The organism is Acidisoma silvae, assembly GCF_020618775.1.
In the GTDB taxonomy this organism is placed as follows: domain Bacteria; phylum Pseudomonadota; class Alphaproteobacteria; order Acetobacterales; family Acetobacteraceae; genus Acidisoma; species Acidisoma silvae.
In genome coordinates this window covers 199,268-218,951 of sequence record NZ_JAESVB010000005.1, presented here as the reverse complement: position 1 = coordinate 218,951, position 19,684 = coordinate 199,268, and the positions used below count along the sequence as shown (strand labels likewise).

Here is a 19,684-nt window from a genome sequence, read left to right as displayed (position 1 = left end):
CCTCAAAAAATGGCGTGATGACGATGGGAGTATCGGTTTTCGGGTTTCTCGAATGCAAGAAAAATTTTTCGTCTGCGAAAATTATGCGCAGCATGAACCCGCATGTCGGCTTTCGCTATTGACGGATTCCGCGACATTGATCGCCGGATTGCCGTTGAAGAAGCCCGTCGGCATCAGCTTGAAACCGGTGGAAATGCAGGGCTGAACAGGGAAGTCCTCCACACGCACGGAGTGATGCAGCCCGAACACATGCCAGAGCGTGACGCTCGCATTCTCGATGGCGCGGTCTTGCGCCACGAAGTCCTTGATGCCGCCGCGCCCATCCGAATGGTTCATGAAATCGCCGGCCGGATAACGTTCTTCCGCGTCATGTGCCGAAACCCAGAGATGGTTTTCGACGAAATTGGAACGGCTTCCGGAAGGCCCTGACGGCACCAGGAAAGACGTCACGGTATTCGTCGGCATCAGCTTATAGGCGGTGGGCTGGCCGACGGCATTGGTGACACTGGGATTGGTCACTTTCCAGTAGCGCTGGCTGGCCGGATTGGCGCGGCGGCTGCCCTCCTGTTCGGTTTTGAAGGCCGTCTGTGTCTCAAAGAAAGCATTTCCGTACGGATTGCTCTCAGCCGGCTCCGCCTGCGTATTGCATTCGACGACGGTGTTCTTCTCGCCGTCGATTGCCATGTCCAGCCGCGCGCAGAAGATATGCTGATGGATCTGCCCGGCGACGCCGGGCGACACCTCGGTCTCGTATTTGCTGGGCTTGCCGGGTTCGATGCCGACGGTATTGATGATGCCCGTCGCCTTCATCTCGAACTCGATTTCGCCGGACTGGTTGAAATACCAATATTGCGCATATTCGTAATTGCCGACGGTGCAGATGCAGGAGACGACAAGCTTGCGGCCACGGCGCACCTGCGTGCGCTCGGTGCGGAAATCCCAGTGCTTCCACAGGATGCCGCTGTCTTCTTCATGAATGCATATCGCCTTCTCGATCGAGAAGATGTCGCCGGTCATGGTATTCATATGCGCGTCCAGATACTGGATCACGCCCAGGCAGTCGCAGCCGAGCTTCAGCGAATTGGCGAGCTTGCCCAGGCCGTATTCGCCGATATCGAACACGTTCTTGCGGAAATGCCCGCGATCGGGCGAGCCGTAAGGCACCACCATTTCGACCAGCGAGGCGCGATTGACGAGCGGCCGTCCGTCGAAACGAATGTCATGCAGCGTCAGGCCTTCGCGCGCATTGAAGCCGATATTGAAGGCCCAGCGATCCCAGGCCAGGTGATGGCCGGTGAGCGTGAAGCTGACGCCGTCCGGCTGCACGATGTTCAAAGGCTTCAACGGCGGCAGCGTATCGGTCAGGAATTTGCTGTCGTAATTGACTTCCGTCATCGGGATCGGCGGACCGGGGCGGTCATCGACGCGAATGACTTCTCCGCTCTTGACGTCCACCACCGCATTCAGCCCCTCGATGGGATGGGCGTAGAAGGCTTCGTCTTCGTAAAGACGCAGCCAGGCGAAGGTATGGCACAGCAGGCGGCCGTCTTCCTCGGCATAGCCGAAATTGCCGGCCGACCACGGATCGACGCAGACCTTTTCCATATCGGTAATGCCGCGCCCGGCGCAGGCGGCGATGAAACGCGGATCGGCCTTCACCCAGCCTTCCACCTGCATGAACTGCTCAAGCTGGATCATCGGCCGCGCGGTCGGCACATAGGCGCGTGTCAGGATGGCTTTGTCGTCGAGCGAGACGGTCAGTTTCCAGACGCCGTCCACGTCGCCGTGAAAGACATTCGCCCGCGCGCGGCGGCTGATCGGGGCGCCGCTTTCATCCAGCGGCGATCCGTTCACGACCGCGCTTTTCGGCGGGTCCATCGCCTCGATCGTTTCGAACAGAACGGCATCGCCGAAAGCGGCATCGGCCTTGATGATGGCGACAACGGCGCGGATCTCGGCCGGGTTCAGCGGTTCCAGCAGCGCGCGATAGGCGGGGATTGTCGCCGCAGAAAAGGACGCGACAGACGCGATGTCATCCACAGGCCGTTCTCCTCACGAACAGAAATCCGCCGCAGCGGTCAAACTGTATCCAAGCAAAGCCCGTGCCATTCGTTGTGCGGGCGGTCCTGATAACGGGCCGAACCCCTGGCAAAGCGCTGGCATGCGCCCATATCGAGAGCGTTCCAGCTTCAGGAGACTCTTGCCATGACAGCCAGTTCAGATCGCGCGAGCCACCAAAAGGCGCATGGAGCGCCCAAATCCGACCATCAGCCGCAGGCGGAATCGGCGGGTGGCGAGTCTGACAGCCGGCCGACCCCGGTGCATCACGCGCCGCAGGTGAAGCCCGAGGATGAGCCGAAGGGCCAGCCGAACAGCGACCGCTTCCGCACGGAGCAGGCGGCGCGCCCGGCGAAGGGCAGGCACTGACGCCTGCCTAGTCCGGCGGCGGCACTGCCTGACAAAGAAGCGTTGCGCGGTTTCGCGCAGCCTGTGGCTGCGCGAAATGCATGGGCGACGAGACAGGGCAGCCGTGCCACTATAGCGCCATGAGCCCGACCGCCCTGGCCCAGCCCGACGGAGCTGCCGCCATCACCGTTCTGCTTGTCCGCGTCGCGGGGCATAGCCTTGCCCTGCGCCAGAGCGAGGTGGTGGAAATCCTGCCGCTGCCGCGTCTGGCCGCCGTGCCGGATGCGCCGCCGATCCTGGCCGGCGCCTTTTCTCTGGCCGGGCAGGCCGTTTTCGTGCTGCCGCTGGCGGGCCTGCTCGGCCTGTCGGGACCGGCCGAGGGTACCGCTCTCTATCATCACCTTCTCCTGCTGCCGGCCAAGGGCAGCGACGCGCGCTTCGCGCTCTGCGTCGACCGCGTCACCGACAGGCTGGCGGCCGAACCGCCCCAGCCGGTGCCACCTGGCGAGAGTTTCAACGGCTGCGTGGAAGCCGAAATCAGGCATGGCGATGCGCTGGTGCCGCTTCTGTCGGTCCAGCGCCTGCTGACCTTTTACGAGCGCGAAAAGCTACTGGCCTTCGCCGCCCGCGCCAGCAGCCGGGATGCGCTCTTTCAACCGGCGGAGCCAGGCTGATGCTGGCGCCCAAGCCAGACCCTGCGGAGGATCCAGGCTTCGCGGCGCTGAAAGACGCCATCATCGCCCGCACCGGCCATCACTATTATATCGACAAGGACTATCTGCTGCGTGACCGGCTGGACCGCCGGCTGCTCGCGACCGGCTGCGGCAGCTTCTCGGACTATCTGGCGCTGCTGCAACAGCCCCGGCGCGGGCCGGCCGAGTGGCAGGAACTGGAAGCCGAGATCACCATCGGCGAAACCTTCTTTTTCCGCCATCAGGACCAGTTCGCGGCGCTGCGCGACGTCATCTTTCCCGACCTCATCCGGGCCAATGCCCATCGCCGTTCGCTGAGGATCTGGAGTGCGGGCTGCGCCGTGGGCGCTGAACCCTATTCCATCGCCATCCTGCTGGAACGCCTTCTGGGCAAGGATCTGCGCCATTGGACGATCGAGATCGTCGGCAGCGATCTCAGCGCTCGCGCGCTGGACCAGGCCAGGGCCGGTATCTTCAGCGACTGGGCCTTGCGGGGCATGCCGCCGGCCGAGCGCGCGCGGGATTTCACGGCCATGCCCGACCGCCGCCATTGGCGGATCGCGGACCGTCATCGCCTGCGGCTGCGCTTCGCCCAGCATAACCTGCTCGATTTGCCGGTGGAGGGCGGGAGCGTCGACTGGGCCAATTTCGACCTCATCCTGTGCCGCAATGTGCTGATCTATTTCAGCCCGGCCCGGATCGCGCCGACGCTGGCCGCGCTGGCCCGCTGCCTGTCCCCCACCGGCTGGCTGATGGTGGGGCATTCGGACGCCATCGCGGCCCTGCCGCGTCACCTGCGCATCGTCGAGCTGAAGGGCACCATAGCCTTTCGGCATCCGGACCAGCCGGAAGCGGCGGCGGCGCCCGTTCCTTGGCAGCCCATCCTGCCGCCCGAGCGGCCGGTGCCGCCCGCATCGTCAGGGCCGCCTTTGCCGATCTCGCCGCCACCGGCCGGTCGGCCCACAGCCGAACCCGGCCGCCGCATGGCGCCGCCGCTCGCCGTCATTCGGGCTCTGGCCAATGGCGGCCGTCTGACGGAGGCCGCCAGCGCCTGCCGGCTGGCGATCGACGCCGATCCGCTGGACGCCCGGCTGCATCTGTATGACGGCATCATCGCCCAGGCCGGCGGTCAGGCAGCCGTTGCCGAGGCCGCGCTGCGCCGGGCGGTCTATCTTGCTGGCGACATGGTCCTGGCGCATTACCATCTCGGCCTGCTGCTGCTCGACGGTCCTGTGCCGCAAAGCGGCCGGCGCAGCATGGCGCAGGTCATCAGGCTCTGCACGGATCTGCCGCAGGATGCGGTTCTGCCCGAAAGCGATGGGCTGACCCCGCGTGAACTGGTCGAGCAGGTCAGATTGCGACTAAGGGCATGGCGCGGCTGATGAACAAGGAGGGGCAGGTTTCGTGAATCGACAGGAAGAACGCGCGGCCCTGATCCTGGACCGCCGCACCCGCGCGCTGGCCGAACGCAAGGACGGGCAGGGCCAGACACAGGCGCTTCGCGCCCTTATCATCGCCTCCGTGGGGTCAAACCTGCTTGGCTTCGACGTTGCCGAGGTTGCGGCCGTCATTCCCTTCGAAGGCTGCGCGCGGATGCCGGTGAGCGACCCTGCGGTGCTGGGTGTCGTCGGCCGGGCCGGCCGCTTCTATAGCGTCATCGGTCTGGCCCGCGTCGTCACGCAGCCGGCGGGAGAGGCCGGCGGCCCGGCACCGGCCCCGGCGCATCTGTTGCTGCTACGCGGCAGCGCGCCGCATATGGCGCTGGCCGTCGACCGCGTGCTCGGCCGCTTCGATCTGGCCGGTGACACGACGTTCGACCTCGACGGCCAATGGGTTGCCCTTTTCGACCCCGAAAGCTTGCGCCGCCGCTTCGGCCGCGCCAGCGCGGGCGGGCATCCCTGACCTTTGCTCATAACCGATCATCCTTCGGCAGCGCGCTGCTGTTTCAGACGAGTGGAGTGACTGCCGTGACCATCGCCGCCCGCCTTTTCCTCGGCTTCCTGATCAGCATCCTGCTGCTGATCGGCGTCGGCGTCTTTGCGCTCAACCGCATCGGCACGGTGCGGGATACGACGGTCGCCATCATCAACCACGATATCTGGGCCTATCGGTCCTTTCAGAACATCCTTCAGGGGCAGATCACGCTGCTGGAAGGCCGGCGCGCCATCATCGTCGATTTCATGCAGGAGAAGGAAACGGTGGCGCCGGTCAATCCGGATGCCACGCCCTCGGCCATCGCAGAAGCGATCACGCAATGGCAAAGCCTGGCGGCCGGTTTCAGCGCGCAGCTGAACCAGACCGTGACCGTCACCACGGAGAACGAACAGCAGGCGGCCGCCCTCGGCAATACCATCCGGGCCGATAGCTGGCGCAGCATCACGGCCATTCTGCAACAGGCGCAGCGCCAGTTCGAGCAGTTGCAGGTGGATTCGACGACCGAGTTCAATGCCGTCGAACAGGGCGATTCCCTGAGCGTCATGGGGGCGGAACCAAAGCTCGTCGATGACAACAAAGTTTTTGGAAAGACGCTGTCCCAGGCGGTTGATTCGCTGGCGGCGGGCAGCACGGCCGGCATTGCCCGCATCAGCGAACTTTATGCGGAAGGCCGCACGCTGCTGATTTGGGCGGTCATCGTGGCGGTTCTGCTGCTAGTCCTGGTCGCCTGGATCATCCTGCGGTCCATCATCCGTCCGCTGGAAGCCTTCATCGGCTTTGCCGACCGCATCGGCCGGGGCGATCTTACCGGGGAGCCATTGCGCGTCGGCCGTGATGAACTGGGCCGGCTCGGCCGCACGCTGAACGGCATGGCCGACAGCCTGCGCGACCTCAGCCTACAAAGCCGGCAATTGACCAGCACGCTCAACGCCTCCGCCGCGCAGATACGCGCCTCGACCCAGGAACAGGCGGCGAGTGTGGAGCAGCAACTGGCGGCGTTGCAGGAAACGGCGGCGACGGCGGATGAAATCACCCATTCCGGCGCCCGCATTTCCGCCCGCGCGCAGGAGGTCATTCAGGTCGCGCAACAGGCCGTGCAGACCAGCGCCAACGGACTCAATGCCGTGGGCGAGGCCGTGCGGGCCATGGATGCGATCCGCGAACAGGGAGAGGTCGTGGCCACCAATATCGTGGCGCTGAGCGAAAAGACCCAGGCGATCGGGGAGATCATCTCGACCGTCAACGACGTCTCGGAACGCGCGCATCTGCTGGCGCTGAACGCCGCCATCGAAGCGGCGGCGGCCGGCGAAAACGGGCGCAGCTTCGCGGTCGTCGCTTCCGAACTGAAGGTGCTGGCCGATCAGGCCAAGGAAGCGACCTTGCAGGTCCGCTCGCTGCTGGGTGAAATCCAGCGCGGCATTAACGGCTCGGTCATGATGACGGAAGAGGCGGTCAAGCGCGTGGCGATCGGGCGTGAGCGGTCGGACGTGACGGAACGCTCCATCGAGGCGATCACCGCCAGCGTGCAGGAAAGCGTGCAGACCTTCCAGCAGATCGTCGCCTCCACCAATCAGCAGCAGATCGGCATCGAACAGGTCATGGGCGCGTTGCAGAATATCCGTCAGGCCAGCCAGCAGACGGCGGCCGGCACGCGGGAACTGGATGTCGCCGCCAGCAGCCTGGCGGAACTGGCCGGCCAGCTCATGATCCTCGGCGACCGCTACAAGATCTGAGCGGCGAGGGACGCCGATGCCGCCCGTCAACCCCGCCGATCTGCGCCAGGAACTGCTCGACGCCTTCGCGATCGAGTATCGCGACCATCTGACGGTGGTGCGCGCGGCGCTGAGCGCGGCGCGGCGGGGCGAGCGCGCCGATCTGAAAGATATCTTCCGCCGCCTGCATTCCCTGAAAGGGGCGGCGCGCGCCGTCGACCTGCCCGAGGTCGAAAGCCGCGCGCATGAGCTGGAAGCGCAGATGGCCAGCGTGATCGAGGCCGGGCGCGGTCTGTCGCGCGACCGCATCGCAGCGCTCGAAAACGGGCTCGATGAGGTCGAGACGGTGATCGAGCTGGCCTTCGGCGACGGCGAGGCAGAACCGGATGCCGGCGCTGGCGGCCGGGACGAGACGGTGCACGGCTATCTGCGGATCGAGGCCGGGCAGGTGACGGATCTGATCGTCGCCGCCACCCAGCTCGCGCAGGCGGTGGAACGGCAGGACGGCTTGCAGCACCGGCTGGCGGGGATCGAAGCACTGGTGCGCCGCGCGCGCCGCGCCATCGAACCCATGCTGGGTCGCGCCGACGCACCGCCGCAATTGCTGGAAGTGGTCAGCGAACTGGCGCAGGCCACCCGGCAATCCGCCCTCATGCGGCATGACCTCAGGGATTCCGCCTGGGCCTTGGATGAGGCGCTGCGGCGCGTGCGCGAGGATGTCGAGCGCATGAGCCTGGTGCCGGCCGAGACCATCTTCGGCCCGATGGCGCGCATGGTGCGCGAAATCGCGCGCGACGAAGGGGTGGAAGCCGAGCCGGACTTTCAGGGTCTTGGCCTGCAGGCCGATCGGCGGGTCTTACAGACGCTGAAAGATCCGGTTCTGCAGCTTCTCCGCAATGCCGTGAGCCATGGCAGCGAGACTGTCGCCAAGCGTCGTGCGCGGGGCCTGCGGGCCGCGACCCGCATCACACTCGCCCTGCAAAGCGGTGGCGACACCCTGACCGTGCGCGTCACGGATGACGGGCCGGGGCCGGATCTGGCGGCCATTCGCGCCCGCGCCGTCGATCTGGGTCTGCTGACCGAAGCCAGTGCGCGCAATGCCGGCGCCGATCAGCTGCTGGCGCTGGTCTTCGAACCCGGCTTTTCCACCCGCGCCGATGTCGGCCAGCTGTCGGGGCGGGGCATGGGCCTGTCCATCGTCGCCGAAGCCGCGCGTGGCCTGGGTGGCGCGGCGCGGATGATGCCGGTTGCCACCGGCCGGGGCACGACGGTCGAAATCACCGTGCCGCTGCTGCTGGTCCGCCAATATGCCATCCTGCTGGATGTGGCCGAGGTCACGGTCGCCATGCCCGCCGCGGCGCTGGTCCGCCTGCTGCGCGTGCCGGTGGGCCGGATCGAACCTCTGGCCGGCCAGATGTGCGTGGCGGTCGACGGTCCGGGTGGTTCCCCGCAACTGGCGCCCGTCGCGGTGCTGGGCGATCTGCTAGGCATGGGCCGCGCCAGCCTGCCGATCCATGACGGTCATGTGAAGCTCGCCGTCATTCAGAGCGGTGCTATGAACCAGTGCCTGGCCCTGGCGGTCGATCAGTTTCAGGACGCGCGGCGCTTCCTGTCCCATAGCGCCGATCTGCTGGGGCTGGATACCGAACTCGTGGCCGGACTGGTGATGGTCACAAGCGGTCTGCCGGCGGCGCTGCTGTCACCCGACGGACTGTTCGCGCGCTGGGGACGGCGCGGCGGCTGGCTGGATGCGGCCGGCACCGCCGAGACCGCGCCTGTGGATGTGGTCGGCCGGGTGCGGACCATTCTGGTGGCGGATGATTCGATCACCAGCCGGACCTTGGAGAAATCGATTCTGGAAGCACATGGGTATCGTGTGGTTGTTGCGGTCGATGGCATGGACGCGCTCGAGGTTCTGCGACGGATGGGCAGCCGGAGCGCGGATCAGGATGAAGCGGGTGCCGGCGGCATCGACCTGGTTCTGGCCGATGTCGAAATGCCGCGTATGGATGGACTGACGCTTTTGCAGATCATGAAGGGCGATGCCGCCCTCAAAGACATTCCGGTCATCATCATGACCTCGCGCAACGCGGCCGACGATATCCGGCGCGGGCTCGATCTCGGGGCCGGTGCCTATATCGCGAAGCAGAGCTTCGATCAGCAGGATCTTCTGGGTGCGATCGGGCGGCTGTTGTGATGTCTGACGCTGGCTTTCTTCCCGGCCGTCCGGTTCGCGTCATGGTGGTGGAGGACAGTCCCGTCATCCAGGGGCTGCTGCGCATGATCATCGCGGCCGACCCAAGGTTGGAGGTATGTGCCGTCTGTCCCTCGGGCGAGGCCGCCATCGCGGCGCTGAGCGAGGTCTGTCCGGACGTCATTTCCATGGATATCCGCCTGCCGGGCATGGATGGGCTGGAAGCGACCCGCACCATCATGTCGCGCATGCCGACGCCCATCGTCGTCATCGCCGATGCGGTGGAGGATTCCTCGCTCCGCATCTCCATGAACGCGCTGCGCTCGGGCGCGCTGTCGGTGGTGGAAAAGCCGGCGGGTTTCAGCCACGTCCATCACGCGGAAATTGCCGAGACCATCTGCACGCAGCTTTTCATCATGAGCCAGGTGCCGGTCATCCGGCAGCGGCCGTTGCGCGCTCCGGCCGTTCTGTCCGGCCAGTTGCCGTATCCGGAACCGGGACGGCGGCGCGTGCCGACCATTGCCGGCCTTGTCGCTTCCACCGGCGGCCCGGCCGCTCTGGCCCGCGTGCTGGGCGGATTGCCGGCTGATTTTCCTATTCCCATTCTGATCGTCCAGCATATGGGCGCGGCTTTCATGCCCGGCTTTGCCGCCTGGCTGGACGGGATCGTGCCTCTCCAGGTGGGGATTGCGACCGCCGGCCAGATGCCGATGCCCGGTCAGGTCTATGTCGCGCCCGGCGACCAGCATCTGACGCTGTCGCCTGACGGCACGCTGCGCCTGGGGCGGGAAGCGCAGGTCAGCAGCCAGCGCCCTTCCGGCACTGTGCTGTTCCGCTCGCTGGCGGAGGTTTGCGGCGCCCGCGCGCTGGGCGCGCTGCTGACGGGCATGGGGGAGGACGGCGCCGAGGGCCTGCTCGCCATGCGGCACAGCGGCGCGCTGACGCTGACCGAAGATGACAGCACCGCCGTCGTCTACGGCATGCCGCAGGCGGCGGTCAGGATCGGTGCCTCGTCCCTGTCGCTGCCGCTGGACCGCATCGCCGACACCATGCGCCGCGCGGTGGCGGAGCCCGCGTCGTGGTGACGGCCCCGCTTCCGGAACGGGTCTATAACCTGCTGGTGGTCGAGGATTCCGAGACCCAGGCGATCATGATCCGCCGCATGCTGGAGGCCCACGGCTTTCAGGTGGAGCGCGCGGCCTCGGGGGAGGCGGCGCTCGATCTGCTCAATGCCCGGCTGCCGGATATGATCATCGCCGATTTCCATCTGCCGGGCATGTCGGGCGGTGAATTGTCGCGCCAGTTGCGGCTGAACAGCCGCACGCGCTCCATTCCGCTGCTGATGCTGACGGAAGCGGCGGAGGTCGAGACCGAGCGGGAGGGGCTGGAAAGCGGCGCCGACGCCTATATTTCCAAGGCGGCCGACCCCGATTTCCTGATCCTGCGCATTCGCGCCCTGCTGCGCGAACGCCCGGCGATGCAGGAGGAGCCGGGCGACGAGATGCCGCATTTCCGGCGCCTGCGCTTCCTGGTGCTGGATGACGATCCGGCCGGGCTTGCGGACCACAGCGCGACCCTGCTGCGCGAAGGCTATTTGGTGGAAGCCGCATCGGACGTGGAGGGCGCGCTCGCGGCGCTCGGCAATGCCGATCTGACGGTTGACTGCGTGCTGATCGGCCTGCCGCCGCGTCGTTTCGACAGCGTGGACGCCTGCCGCGTGCTCAATGCCCGGCGCGAGGAGGAGCGGGCGCAGCAGGCCGAGCGCAGCACCGCGCCCTTCCTGATGATCGGCATCGAGCGCGACGGCGCGGTGTCGAAGGAAAAGCTCGCCCGCGCCTTCGATGCCGGTCTCGACGAATTCATCCCGACCTTGAACGATCATCTGCTGCTGCGCGTGCGCCTGCGCGCCATCGTGCGCCGCAAGATGATGCAGGATGAGATGGCGCAGGCGGATGCCGACCGCCGCGACCGCGCCATCACGGTCGAGCGCGCCCGCATGACGGAAGCGCTGACCCAGGCCAATGCGGAACTGGGTGCTGCCAATGACAAGCTGATCGAAACCCAGGCGAAACTTGTGCAGGCCGCCAAGATGGCCTCGCTCGGCGAGCTGGTGGCCGGCATCGCGCATGAGATCAACAATCCGCTGGCCTTCATCCTGGCGCATCAGGCAACGGTGCAGCGGGTTCTGGGCCAGATCGGCAGTCAGGACGTCACCACCGAAAAAGCGCGCGGCTATATCGCCAAGGCGCAGGACCGGGCGACCGCCATGGGGGCGGGCCTGAAACGTATTCGCGACCTCGTGCTCAACCTGCGTCAGTTCTCGCGCCTGGATGAAGGCGGTTTCCAGAGCGTCGACATCTTCGAGGCGATCGACACGGTCCTGACCTTGCTGCGCCCGAAACTCGGCGACCGCATTCATGTCGGCCGGCATTATGACGCGCCGCCGACGCTGTGGTGCTCGCCGGCGCTGCTCAATCAGGTGGTGATGAATATCGTCAGCAACGCCGCAGACGCCATCGAGGGCGAGGGGCGGATCGACATCACCGTGACGCTGGATGGGCCGGACTATGTCATCCTGATCGAGGATTCCGGCCCAGGCGTGCCGGAGGCCGTCGAGGCGCGTATTTTCGAGCCCTTTTTCACGACCAAGCCGATCGGGTCCGGGACCGGGCTGGGGCTGGCCATCGCCTATTCGGTCGTGAAGGCGCATCAGGGTGCCATCACCATCGGCCGCTCGCCTTTCGGCGGGGCCTCCTTCAAGATCGCGGTGCCTCTGATGGATGAGACGGGGCAACCTCTGCCTCAGGCCTCTGCCATGGGCGCGGCAGGCTTGACCGAAGCGCCGCGCCAGCCGATTGCAGGAGCATGACCGATTCCATGAGAGGCACTGTTCTCATCGTCGATGACGAGCCGGAAATCCTCACGGCGCTGCGCGACCTGCTGGAAGACGAGTTCGACGTCTGGAGCGCGGTCTCGCCCATCGCCGCGCTGGAAATCCTGGCCGATGAGCCGTCAATTTCGGTGATCGTCTCGGACCAGCGCATGCCCGAAATGACCGGTGACGTTTTCCTGTCGAAAGCACGCGGCATTTCGGATGCGCAAACGATTCTGCTGACCGGCTACGCCGATCTCGGCGCGGTGGTGAATGCCGTCAATCATGGCCGCATCTCGGCCTATATGCAGAAGCCGTGGGAACCCTCTCTGCTGATCAGCATGGTCGGCAATGCGCATGAGCAATGCCAGCTGCGCCGGTCGCTGGCCGAGGAACGCGCGCTCCTGCACGGGCTGATGGACGGCAGCCAGGATGCCTTGTCCTTCAAGGACGCGGCGGGTCGCTTCGTGCGCCTCAACCGGGTCAAGGCCGAGGCTCTGGGCCTGGCGCCCGAGGCCGCGCTGCGGCGGCGGGAGGCCGATCTGTCGGACCTGGTGGACGGCGAACAACTGGCGGCCGTCGAAACCGACACTTTGGCGACAGGGCGGCCGAGCGAGCATCTGGAGGAGCGCGGGTCCGGGCTGTCGCCGCGCTATCTGCAGGTGACGCGCGTGCCCATTCCGGGGGCCGACGGCACGCCGCGCTACCTCGCTGTGCTGGAACATGACGTGACGGACCGGCGGATGATGGAAAACCGCCTGCATCAGGCGGAAAAGATGCAGGCGCTGGGCACCATGGCCGGCGGGGTCGCGCATGACTTCAACAATCTGCTGACCGCGATCCTGGGCAGCTTGGAACTCGCCGTGCGCCGCAATGACGGCGACGCGCGGCTGCAGCGGCTGCTGGAAAACGCGACCATGGCGGCCGAGCGCGGCACGGCGCTGACGCAGCGCCTGCTGACCTTCAGCCGGCAGCGCGACCTTGCCTTACGGTCTGTTGCGGCCAATGAGGTGATCGGCGAGATGCAGGATCTTATCCTCCGCAGCATCGGGCCGGGCATCGTCGTCAATCAGGATATGGCCCAGGATCTATGGCTGGCCCATGTCGATCCGGATCAGCTGGAACTGGCGCTGCTCAACCTCTGCATCAATGCGCGCGACGCGATGGAGCAGCAGGAGGGCGGCAGTCTGACGCTGGTCACCCGCAATCTTGCCGTGGTCGAGGATGATGAGGTTGACCTGGCAGCCGGCCATTATGTGTCGGTCGCCGTGCGCGATACCGGTCCGGGCATTCCGCCCGAGGTTCTGGCCCGCGTCTTCGAACCCTTCTTCACCACCAAGCCGGTGGGCAAGGGCACGGGCCTGGGCCTGTCCATGGTTTATGGCCTGGCCCAGCAGGCGGGCGGCCTGGCCCGCGTGCATTGCCCCAAGGGCGGCGGCACGACGGTGGAGATTATCCTCCCCCGCGCGCCTGAAGCCTCCGCCTGACCCGTCCCCTTACGCCGCCGGGCGGCGCTTCAGCCGGTCCAGAAACTCCTTCCGCATCTTCGCGACTTTCGGCGCGATGATGACGCGGCAATAGCCGGCATTGGGATTCCGGGCGAAATAATCGTCGTGGTAATCCTCGGCCGGGTAGAAAACGTCCAACCCCTCGATCTTGGTCACGGCCGGCGCGCCCCAGGCGCCGCGTTCGTTGATCTCTGCGATCACCGCGCGGGCCGTCTCGGCCTCTTCCGGCGTCACCGGCATGATGGTGGAACGGTATTGCGTGCCGACGTCATTGCCCTGGCGGTTCAGCGTCGTCGGGTCATGTGTCGCGAAAAAGACGCGCAGCAGATCGGCGTAGGAAACGACCTCGGGGTCATAGGTAATCTGGATCACCTCGGCATGGCCGGTGCGGCCGGTGCAGACTGCCTCATAGGTCGGATTGACCATATGGCCGCCGGCATAGCCGGATTTGACGCCGGAGACGCCCGCCAGTTCCTGGAACACGGCTTCCGTGCACCAAAAACATCCGCCGCCGACGGTGGCCGTTGCGGTTGTCATATATGTCTCCCATTTTGACCAAATGTGCGGATCAGCATATCGGCATCCGCACACGACCGTAAAAGATGTCGTCCAGCAAGGGAACGTGATTACATGAGTATGGCAGACGGCACGGTAACGCCGGGCGGCATCGTCACCATCGGTGAGATACTGGTCGAGATCATGGCGACGGAACCCGGCCAGGGCTTCCGCGAACCGATCGGGCTGATCGGGCCTTTCCCCAGCGGCGCCACCGCCATCTTCATCGATCAGGTCGGCAAGCTCGGCTTTCCCTGCGGCATCGTCAGCTGCGTCGGCGAGGACGATTTCGCGACCGTCAATATCGAGCGCCTGGCGCGCGACGGCGTCGATGTCAGCGCCATCGCCATCGACCCGTCCTATGCGACCGGCAGCGCCTTCGTCCGCTACCGGCCCAATGGCGACCGCGATTTCGTCTATAACATCCGCCACAGCGCGTCGGGTCAGACGCAGCTGACGGAGGCCGCGCAGGCGCTGCTGCGGCGCAGCCGTCACCTGCATATCATGGGCTCCTCGCTCGCTTCGCCGCGCATCATCGAAGAGACCAAGGCCGCCATCGCGCTGATCAAGGCGCAGGGCGGCAGCATTTCCTTCGATCCCAATATCCGCAAGGAAATGCTGGGTGCGCCGGGCATGCGCGAGGCGCTGACCTATATGCTGAGCATCTGCGACATCTTCCTGCCCAGCGGCCAGGAACTGACCCTGCTGACGGAAGCCAAAAGCGAGGGCGGCGCGGTCGCCGAAATCCTCGGTCTTGGCGTCTCGGCCATCGTCATCAAGCTGGGCGCCGAGGGTGCGGTCTATCATGACGGGCGGGAGCATCGCCGTCAGCCGGCCTTTGCCGTCACCGAGATCGACCCGACCGGGGCGGGCGATTGCTTCGGCGCCACCTTCGTCACCTGCCGCCTGCAGGGCCGCAGCGTGTCGGAATGCCTGCGCTATGCGGCGGCCTCCGGCGCGCTGGCCGTCACCCGCAAGGGGCCGATGGAAGGCACCGCGAGCTTCGCCGAGCTGGACGCCTTCATCCTCTCCCAGCGCCGCGGCCTGGTGCCGGGCGCGCCGCCGCTGCCGCCCTCCGGCGCCGATATCCTGGCGGAACTGGCCCCGGCCCGCGCCGCCGGCCAGCCCTTCGGCATCACCTCGGTCTGCTCGGCCAATCCCTTCGTCATCGAGGCTGCCCTGTTGCAGGCGAAGGAAGACGGCACCACCGCGCTGATCGAGGCGACCTGCAATCAGGTCAATCAATATGGCGGCTATACCGGCATGACGGCGGCCGATTTCCGCGACTATGTCTATGGCATCGCGCAGAGCGTCGGCTTCCCACAGGCCCGCATTATTCTGGGCGGGGACCATCTCGGCCCCAATCCCTGGAAGTCGCTGCCCGCCGAGGCCGCGATGGCCGAGGCCGAGATCATGGTGGAAAGCTTCCTGCGCGCCGGCTTCCTGAAAATCCATCTGGATTGCAGCATGGGCTGCGCGGGCGAGCCGGTGGCGCTCGCCGATGCCGTGGTCGCGGAACGGGCCGCGCGCCTGGCTTCCGTCGCCGAACGGGTCGCCGCCCAGGTCGGCACCAAGCCCTATTACATCATCGGCACCGAGGTGCCGACGCCGGGCGGTGCGCTGGAAGCGATCCCTGAGACCGAGGTGACGGACCCGGAAGCGCCGCTCGCCACCTATGCCGTGCATAAGCAGGTCTTTTCCGAGCGCGGCCTGGGCCGGATGCTGGACCGCGTCGTGGCGCTGGTGGTGCAGCCCGGCGTGGAACACGGCAATGAAAGCGTGACGCGCTATGTCTCCGACGCCGCGCGTGACCTGACCGGCGCCTTGGCGCATCTGCCGGGGCTGATCTTCGAGGCCCATGCGACGGATTACCAGACGGCGGACGCGTTGTCGGACCTCGTGCGCGACGGCTTTCCGATCCTGAAGGTCGGCCCCTCCCTGACCTTCGCGCTGCGCGAGGCGCTGTACGGGCTGGATGAGATCGCAGCGGTGATCGCGCCGGAAATCGACCCCGCGGTCGAGTCCCTGGCCGGGGCGATGGAACAGCTGATGATGCTGAAGCCGGAATACTGGCGCGCCCATTATCACGGCAATCCGGCGCAGCTGCGTATTCTGCGCCATTACAGCTACAGCGACCGCATTCGCTATTACTGGCCCGAGCCCGAAGCGGTCACGGCAGTGGCGCGGCTGTTCGCCCGCCTTGACGGCGTTACCATCCCCGAGCCGCTGATCAGCCAGTATCTGCCGCGCTTCTATGATCGTGTCGCGGCCGGCACGCTGCCCGCGACGGCGCGGGGCCTGGCGGTCGAATCGGTGCGGGATGTGCTGCGCGTCTATGCGGCGGCCTGCCGCCCGGCCAATTGACGGTCAAACCGCTGCAAGGGATTTATTTAATCGTTTGATTAAATAAATCCCTTGACCGGGACGGCATCCTCTATGCGAAGTCATCCCGGTCAGGATAGCTGCGCTGCAACATAATGGCTTGGCCAGGGTTGCGGCGCCGCCTTATGTGACAAGACGCGGAAGTTAGAAGTTAGAGAGCGAGTAACGGATGTCGGCCTTCAATTCGGAAACGGTCACCCATGTCCATCACTGGACCGACCGGCTGTTCAGCTTCAAGGCGACCCGCGACCCGTCCTTCCGCTTCCTGAATGGCCAGTTCACCATGATCGGCCTGGAAGTGAACGGCAAACCGCTGATGCGCGCCTATAGCCTGGCCAGCGCCAATTACGAGGAAGGCCTGGAATTCCTGTCCATCAAGGTTCAGGACGGCCCGCTGACCTCCCGCCTACAGCATCTGAAGGTGGGCGACACCATCCTGGTCGGCCGCAAGCCGGTCGGCACGCTGGTCTCCGACAGCCTCATTCCCGGCAAGACGCTGTATCTTCTCGGCACCGGCACCGGTCTCGCTCCCTTCATGGCGATCATCAAAGACCCCGAAATCTACGAAAAATTCGAGCATATCGTGCTGGTGCACGGCGTGCGGCAGGTGGCGGAACTCGCCTATGCCGACTTCATCGAGACCGAGCTGCCCAATGACGAACTGCTGGGCGATATCGTGCGCGGCAAGCTGCTCTATTACCCCACCGTGACGCGCGAGCCCTTCCGCAATCGCGGTCGTCTGACCGACCTGATCGGCAATGGCGCCATCGCCTCCGAACTCGGCCTCGCGCCGATCGACAAGGCGGATGCCCGCTTCATGCTGTGCGGCAGCCCGGAAATGCTGGTCGATATGACCGCCTGGCTGCGGGATAACGGCTTCGAGGAAGGCAGCCACGCCAAGCCCGGCGAATTCGTCGTCGAAAAGGCCTTCGTCGAGAAATAAGCCCCATGGCGGGCAGCGCTCATCCCCAGGGCGCTCGGCCCGCCTCCGGTGCGATCGAGGCGGTGCTGGAAAAGATCCAGCACGGCACGCCCGCCTTCCTGAAGACCCAGGTGGCGCTGGCCATTGCCGGCTTCTCGACCTTCGCGCTGCTCTATTCCATCCAGCCGCTGCTGCCGGTCTTTTCCCTGGTCTTTCACAAGACCGAAGCGGGGGCGAGCCTGGCGCTCTCCGTCACCAGCGGCCTGATGGCCGTCTGCATGCTGGTCGCCAGCAGCATATCGGAAAGCATCGGCCGCAAGCCGGTGATGGTCGCCTCCGTCGTCTCCTCCTCGGTGCTGATGATCCTGTCCGCCTTCGTGCCGGAATGGTGGCAGTTTCTGGCCATCCGCGCGCTGATGGGCGTCACGCTCAGCGGCCTGCCGGCGGTGGCCATGGCCTATGTCGCCGAGGAAATCCATCCGCGCTCCACCGGCCTGTCCATGGGCCTCTATATCGGCGGCAATGCCTTCGGCGGCATGGTGGGGCGGCTGGTGATCGGCGTGCTGACCGCCCATATCGGCTGGCGCGATGCGGTGCTGGTCATCGGCCTTGTCTCGCTCGTCGGCAATCTCACCTTCTGGCGCCTGCTGCCGCCCTCGCGCTTCTTCCTGCCGCGCCGGTTCTCGCCGGCGGCACTCGGCAGCGCCTTCGTCATGCATCTGCGCGACCGCGCCTTGCTGATGCTGTACGCCGAGGGCTTCCTGCTCATGGGCGGCTTCATCGTCATCTACAATTACCTCGGCTACCGGCTGCTGGCGCCCCCCTTCAATCTCAGCCAGACCGTCGTGGGGCTGATCTTCTCCTGCTATCTCATCGGCATCTTCAGCTCGGCCTGGATGGGCAATCTGGGCAATAAGCTCGGCCGCCGCCGCGTGCTGTGGGTGGGTTTCGCGATCATGCTGGCCGGCACCGGGCTGACGGAGACGCATAGCGTCTTCCTTATCATCCTGGGTGTGGCGCTGGTGACCTTTGGCTTCTTCGGGGCGCATTCCGTCGCCAGCAGCTGGGTGGGGATGCGGGCGCGCCACGCCCGCGCGCAGGCGTCATCGCTGTATCTGTTCTTCTACTACCTCAGCGCCAGCGTCGTCGGCACCACGGGCGGCGTCTTCATGCAGCACTGGCACTGGCATGGCGTGGTTGCGCTGACCTGCCTGCTGCTGGTGATCGGCCTGTTCCTGTCCTGGCGCCTGAGCCGCATGCAGCCGCTGCCGCCGGCCTGACCGCCTCAGGCGGCCTCCGCCATCCGCGCGTCATAGCCGGCCTGGGCATCCGCCAGCGCGCCGCCATGGGCCAGCGTCCAGGCCAGAAGGGCGGCGAAGGGTTCGCGCAGCGTCTGCCCAAGCGGGGTGATGGCATATTCCACGGCCACCGGTGAGGTCGCGATCACCCGCCGCGTCGCCAATCCATTCCGTTCCAGCCGCCGCAGCGCCTGGGTCAGCGCCTTATGCGTGATGCCGCCGCCCAGACGGCGCTGAATGGCATTGAAGCGCGCCGGCTGGGTGCAGAGCACCGACAGGATCATGATCGACCACTTATTCGCGATCTGATCCAGGATCAGCTGCGCCGCCTGTGCTTCCGGGAAGGCTTGGGCGGTAAAATCGGGCATGGCGGTTTCCCTTGGTATACCTAGGCGACTTCAGGTGCGTAATTGACCCTAGATATACATCATATACCTGGATGGCTCCATTTTACGGAGCAGTCACATGTCTCGACTTCACGGCAAACTGGCCGTCGTCACCGGCGGCAATAGCGGCATCGGTTTTGCCATCGCCCAGCGCTTCGCGGCCGAAGGGGCCGCCGTCACCATCACCGGCCGCCGGCAGGCGGCACTCGACACCGCCGTGGCCGCAATCGGCCGGGGCGTGACGGCGGTGCAGGGTGACGTCACCAGCGAGCCTGATCTGGACCGTCTGGCGGCGGCCGTGCAGGCGCAGGGCCGCAAACTCGATATTCTCGTCGTCAATTCCGGCGTGGCCGAGCCTGCCGCTTTGGGCGAAATCGAGCCCGCGCATTTCGACCGGATTCTGGACACCAACACGCGCGCGGCCCTGTTCACGGTGCAGAAGCTGCTGCCGCTGATGGGGGAAGGTAGCGCCATTGTGCTGGTGGGGTCCATTGCCGGCTTCATCGGCACGCCGGGTTTCACGGCCTATAATGCGAGCAAAGCCGCCATCCGGTCCTTCGCACGGACCTGGGCGCGGGAACTGGCGCCGCGCGGCATTCGCGTCAATACGCTCAGCCCCGGCCCGATCGAGACGCCGATCTTCGACACCGCCAATGACGAATTCCGCGAAATGATCCGTCAGATGGTGCCGATGGGCCGCTTCGGCCGGCCGGAAGAAACAGCGGCGGCGGCTTTGTTCCTGGCCTCCGACGACAGCAGTTTCGTCACCGGGGCCGAACTCTGCGTCGATGGCGGTGCCGCTCAGGGCTGAGGCTGTCCAAA

General features: G+C 65.9%; 16 protein-coding genes. 13 read left to right on the top strand and 3 right to left on the bottom strand.

All coding sequences use genetic code 11. The features are described 5' to 3' along the window. Positions 1-81: 81 nt before the first annotated feature. Complete coding sequence (locus tag ASILVAE211_RS13515; RefSeq protein WP_319799569.1) at positions 82-2,040, bottom strand: primary-amine oxidase; 1,959 nt, start codon at positions 2,038-2,040, stop codon at positions 82-84. A 165-nt stretch (positions 2,041-2,205) separates the two neighbouring features. Between ASILVAE211_RS13515 and ASILVAE211_RS13510 the strand changes: the two genes are divergently transcribed. The 9 genes from ASILVAE211_RS13510 (at position 2,206) to ASILVAE211_RS13470 (ending at position 13,298) form a co-directional block, all read left to right on the top strand. Continuing rightward, positions 2,206-2,427, top strand: a complete 222-nt coding sequence (locus tag ASILVAE211_RS13510) for a hypothetical protein (RefSeq protein ID WP_227321855.1) — start codon at positions 2,206-2,208, stop codon at positions 2,425-2,427. Positions 2,428-2,507: 80 nt separating this feature from the next. Beyond that, the gene (locus ASILVAE211_RS13505; protein WP_227321854.1) at positions 2,508-3,080 is read left to right on the top strand and encodes a chemotaxis protein CheW; all 573 of its coding nucleotides are present in this window, start codon (positions 2,508-2,510) and stop codon (positions 3,078-3,080) included. Beyond that, positions 3,080-4,480, top strand: coding sequence for a CheR family methyltransferase (locus ASILVAE211_RS13500; RefSeq protein WP_227321853.1), 1,401 nt, complete (start codon positions 3,080-3,082; stop codon positions 4,478-4,480). The genes ASILVAE211_RS13505 and ASILVAE211_RS13500 overlap by 1 nt, the downstream gene beginning before the upstream one ends. Before the next feature lie 22 nt (positions 4,481-4,502). Further along, positions 4,503-5,000 (top strand): chemotaxis protein CheW, encoded by a 498-nt coding sequence (locus ASILVAE211_RS13495; RefSeq protein WP_227321852.1) that lies wholly within the window; start codon positions 4,503-4,505, stop codon positions 4,998-5,000. Between the two features lie 65 nt (positions 5,001-5,065). Then, the gene (locus tag ASILVAE211_RS13490; protein WP_227321851.1) at positions 5,066-6,766 is read left to right on the top strand and encodes a methyl-accepting chemotaxis protein; all 1,701 of its coding nucleotides are present in this window, start codon (positions 5,066-5,068) and stop codon (positions 6,764-6,766) included. Between the two features lie 16 nt (positions 6,767-6,782). Then, a complete protein-coding gene (locus ASILVAE211_RS13485) occupies positions 6,783-8,942 on the top strand; it encodes a hybrid sensor histidine kinase/response regulator (RefSeq protein WP_227321850.1) in 2,160 nt (719 codons plus the stop codon). Next, positions 8,942-10,024, top strand: coding sequence for a chemotaxis-specific protein-glutamate methyltransferase CheB (cheB, locus tag ASILVAE211_RS13480; RefSeq protein ID WP_227321849.1), 1,083 nt, complete (start codon positions 8,942-8,944; stop codon positions 10,022-10,024). Before ASILVAE211_RS13485 ends, cheB begins: the two co-directional genes overlap by 1 nt. Beyond that, the gene (locus tag ASILVAE211_RS13475) at positions 10,021-11,808 is read left to right on the top strand and encodes a response regulator (protein ID WP_227321848.1); all 1,788 of its coding nucleotides are present in this window, start codon (positions 10,021-10,023) and stop codon (positions 11,806-11,808) included. The genes cheB and ASILVAE211_RS13475 overlap by 4 nt, the downstream gene beginning before the upstream one ends. An 8-nt stretch (positions 11,809-11,816) precedes the next feature. After that, entirely contained in the window at positions 11,817-13,298 is a 1,482-nt protein-coding gene (locus ASILVAE211_RS13470) for an ATP-binding response regulator (RefSeq protein WP_227321847.1), read from the top strand. Between the two features lie 9 nt (positions 13,299-13,307). Here ASILVAE211_RS13470 and msrA read toward each other — a convergent pair whose 3' ends face one another. After that, entirely contained in the window at positions 13,308-13,856 is a 549-nt protein-coding gene (gene msrA, locus ASILVAE211_RS13465; RefSeq protein WP_227321846.1) for a peptide-methionine (S)-S-oxide reductase MsrA, read from the bottom strand. Positions 13,857-13,949: 93 nt separating this feature from the next. On the opposite strand from msrA, the gene ASILVAE211_RS13460 reads away from it, so the two are divergent. The 3 genes from ASILVAE211_RS13460 to ASILVAE211_RS13450 all read left to right on the top strand — a co-directional run bounded on the left by ASILVAE211_RS13460 (position 13,950) and on the right by ASILVAE211_RS13450 (position 18,458). Continuing rightward, positions 13,950-16,238 (top strand): D-tagatose-bisphosphate aldolase, class II, non-catalytic subunit, encoded by a 2,289-nt coding sequence (locus ASILVAE211_RS13460; protein ID WP_227321845.1) that lies wholly within the window; start codon positions 13,950-13,952, stop codon positions 16,236-16,238. 187 nt (positions 16,239-16,425) lie between these two features. Beyond that, on the top strand, positions 16,426-17,199 hold the full coding sequence (locus ASILVAE211_RS13455) for a ferredoxin--NADP reductase (protein ID WP_227321844.1): 774 nt from the start codon (positions 16,426-16,428) through the stop codon (positions 17,197-17,199). Between the two features lie 5 nt (positions 17,200-17,204). Then, complete coding sequence (locus ASILVAE211_RS13450) at positions 17,205-18,458, top strand: MFS transporter (RefSeq protein ID WP_227321843.1); 1,254 nt, start codon at positions 17,205-17,207, stop codon at positions 18,456-18,458. A gap of 5 nt (positions 18,459-18,463) precedes the next feature. Here ASILVAE211_RS13450 and ASILVAE211_RS13445 read toward each other — a convergent pair whose 3' ends face one another. Continuing rightward, positions 18,464-18,844: a winged helix-turn-helix transcriptional regulator gene (locus ASILVAE211_RS13445; RefSeq protein WP_227321842.1), complete on the bottom strand. Its 381-nt coding sequence runs from the start codon at positions 18,842-18,844 to the stop codon at positions 18,464-18,466. Positions 18,845-18,941: 97 nt separating this feature from the next. Between ASILVAE211_RS13445 and ASILVAE211_RS13440 the strand changes: the two genes are divergently transcribed. Next, the gene (locus ASILVAE211_RS13440) at positions 18,942-19,673 is read left to right on the top strand and encodes an SDR family NAD(P)-dependent oxidoreductase (protein ID WP_227321841.1); all 732 of its coding nucleotides are present in this window, start codon (positions 18,942-18,944) and stop codon (positions 19,671-19,673) included. The last annotated feature ends 11 nt before the right edge of the window (positions 19,674-19,684 follow it).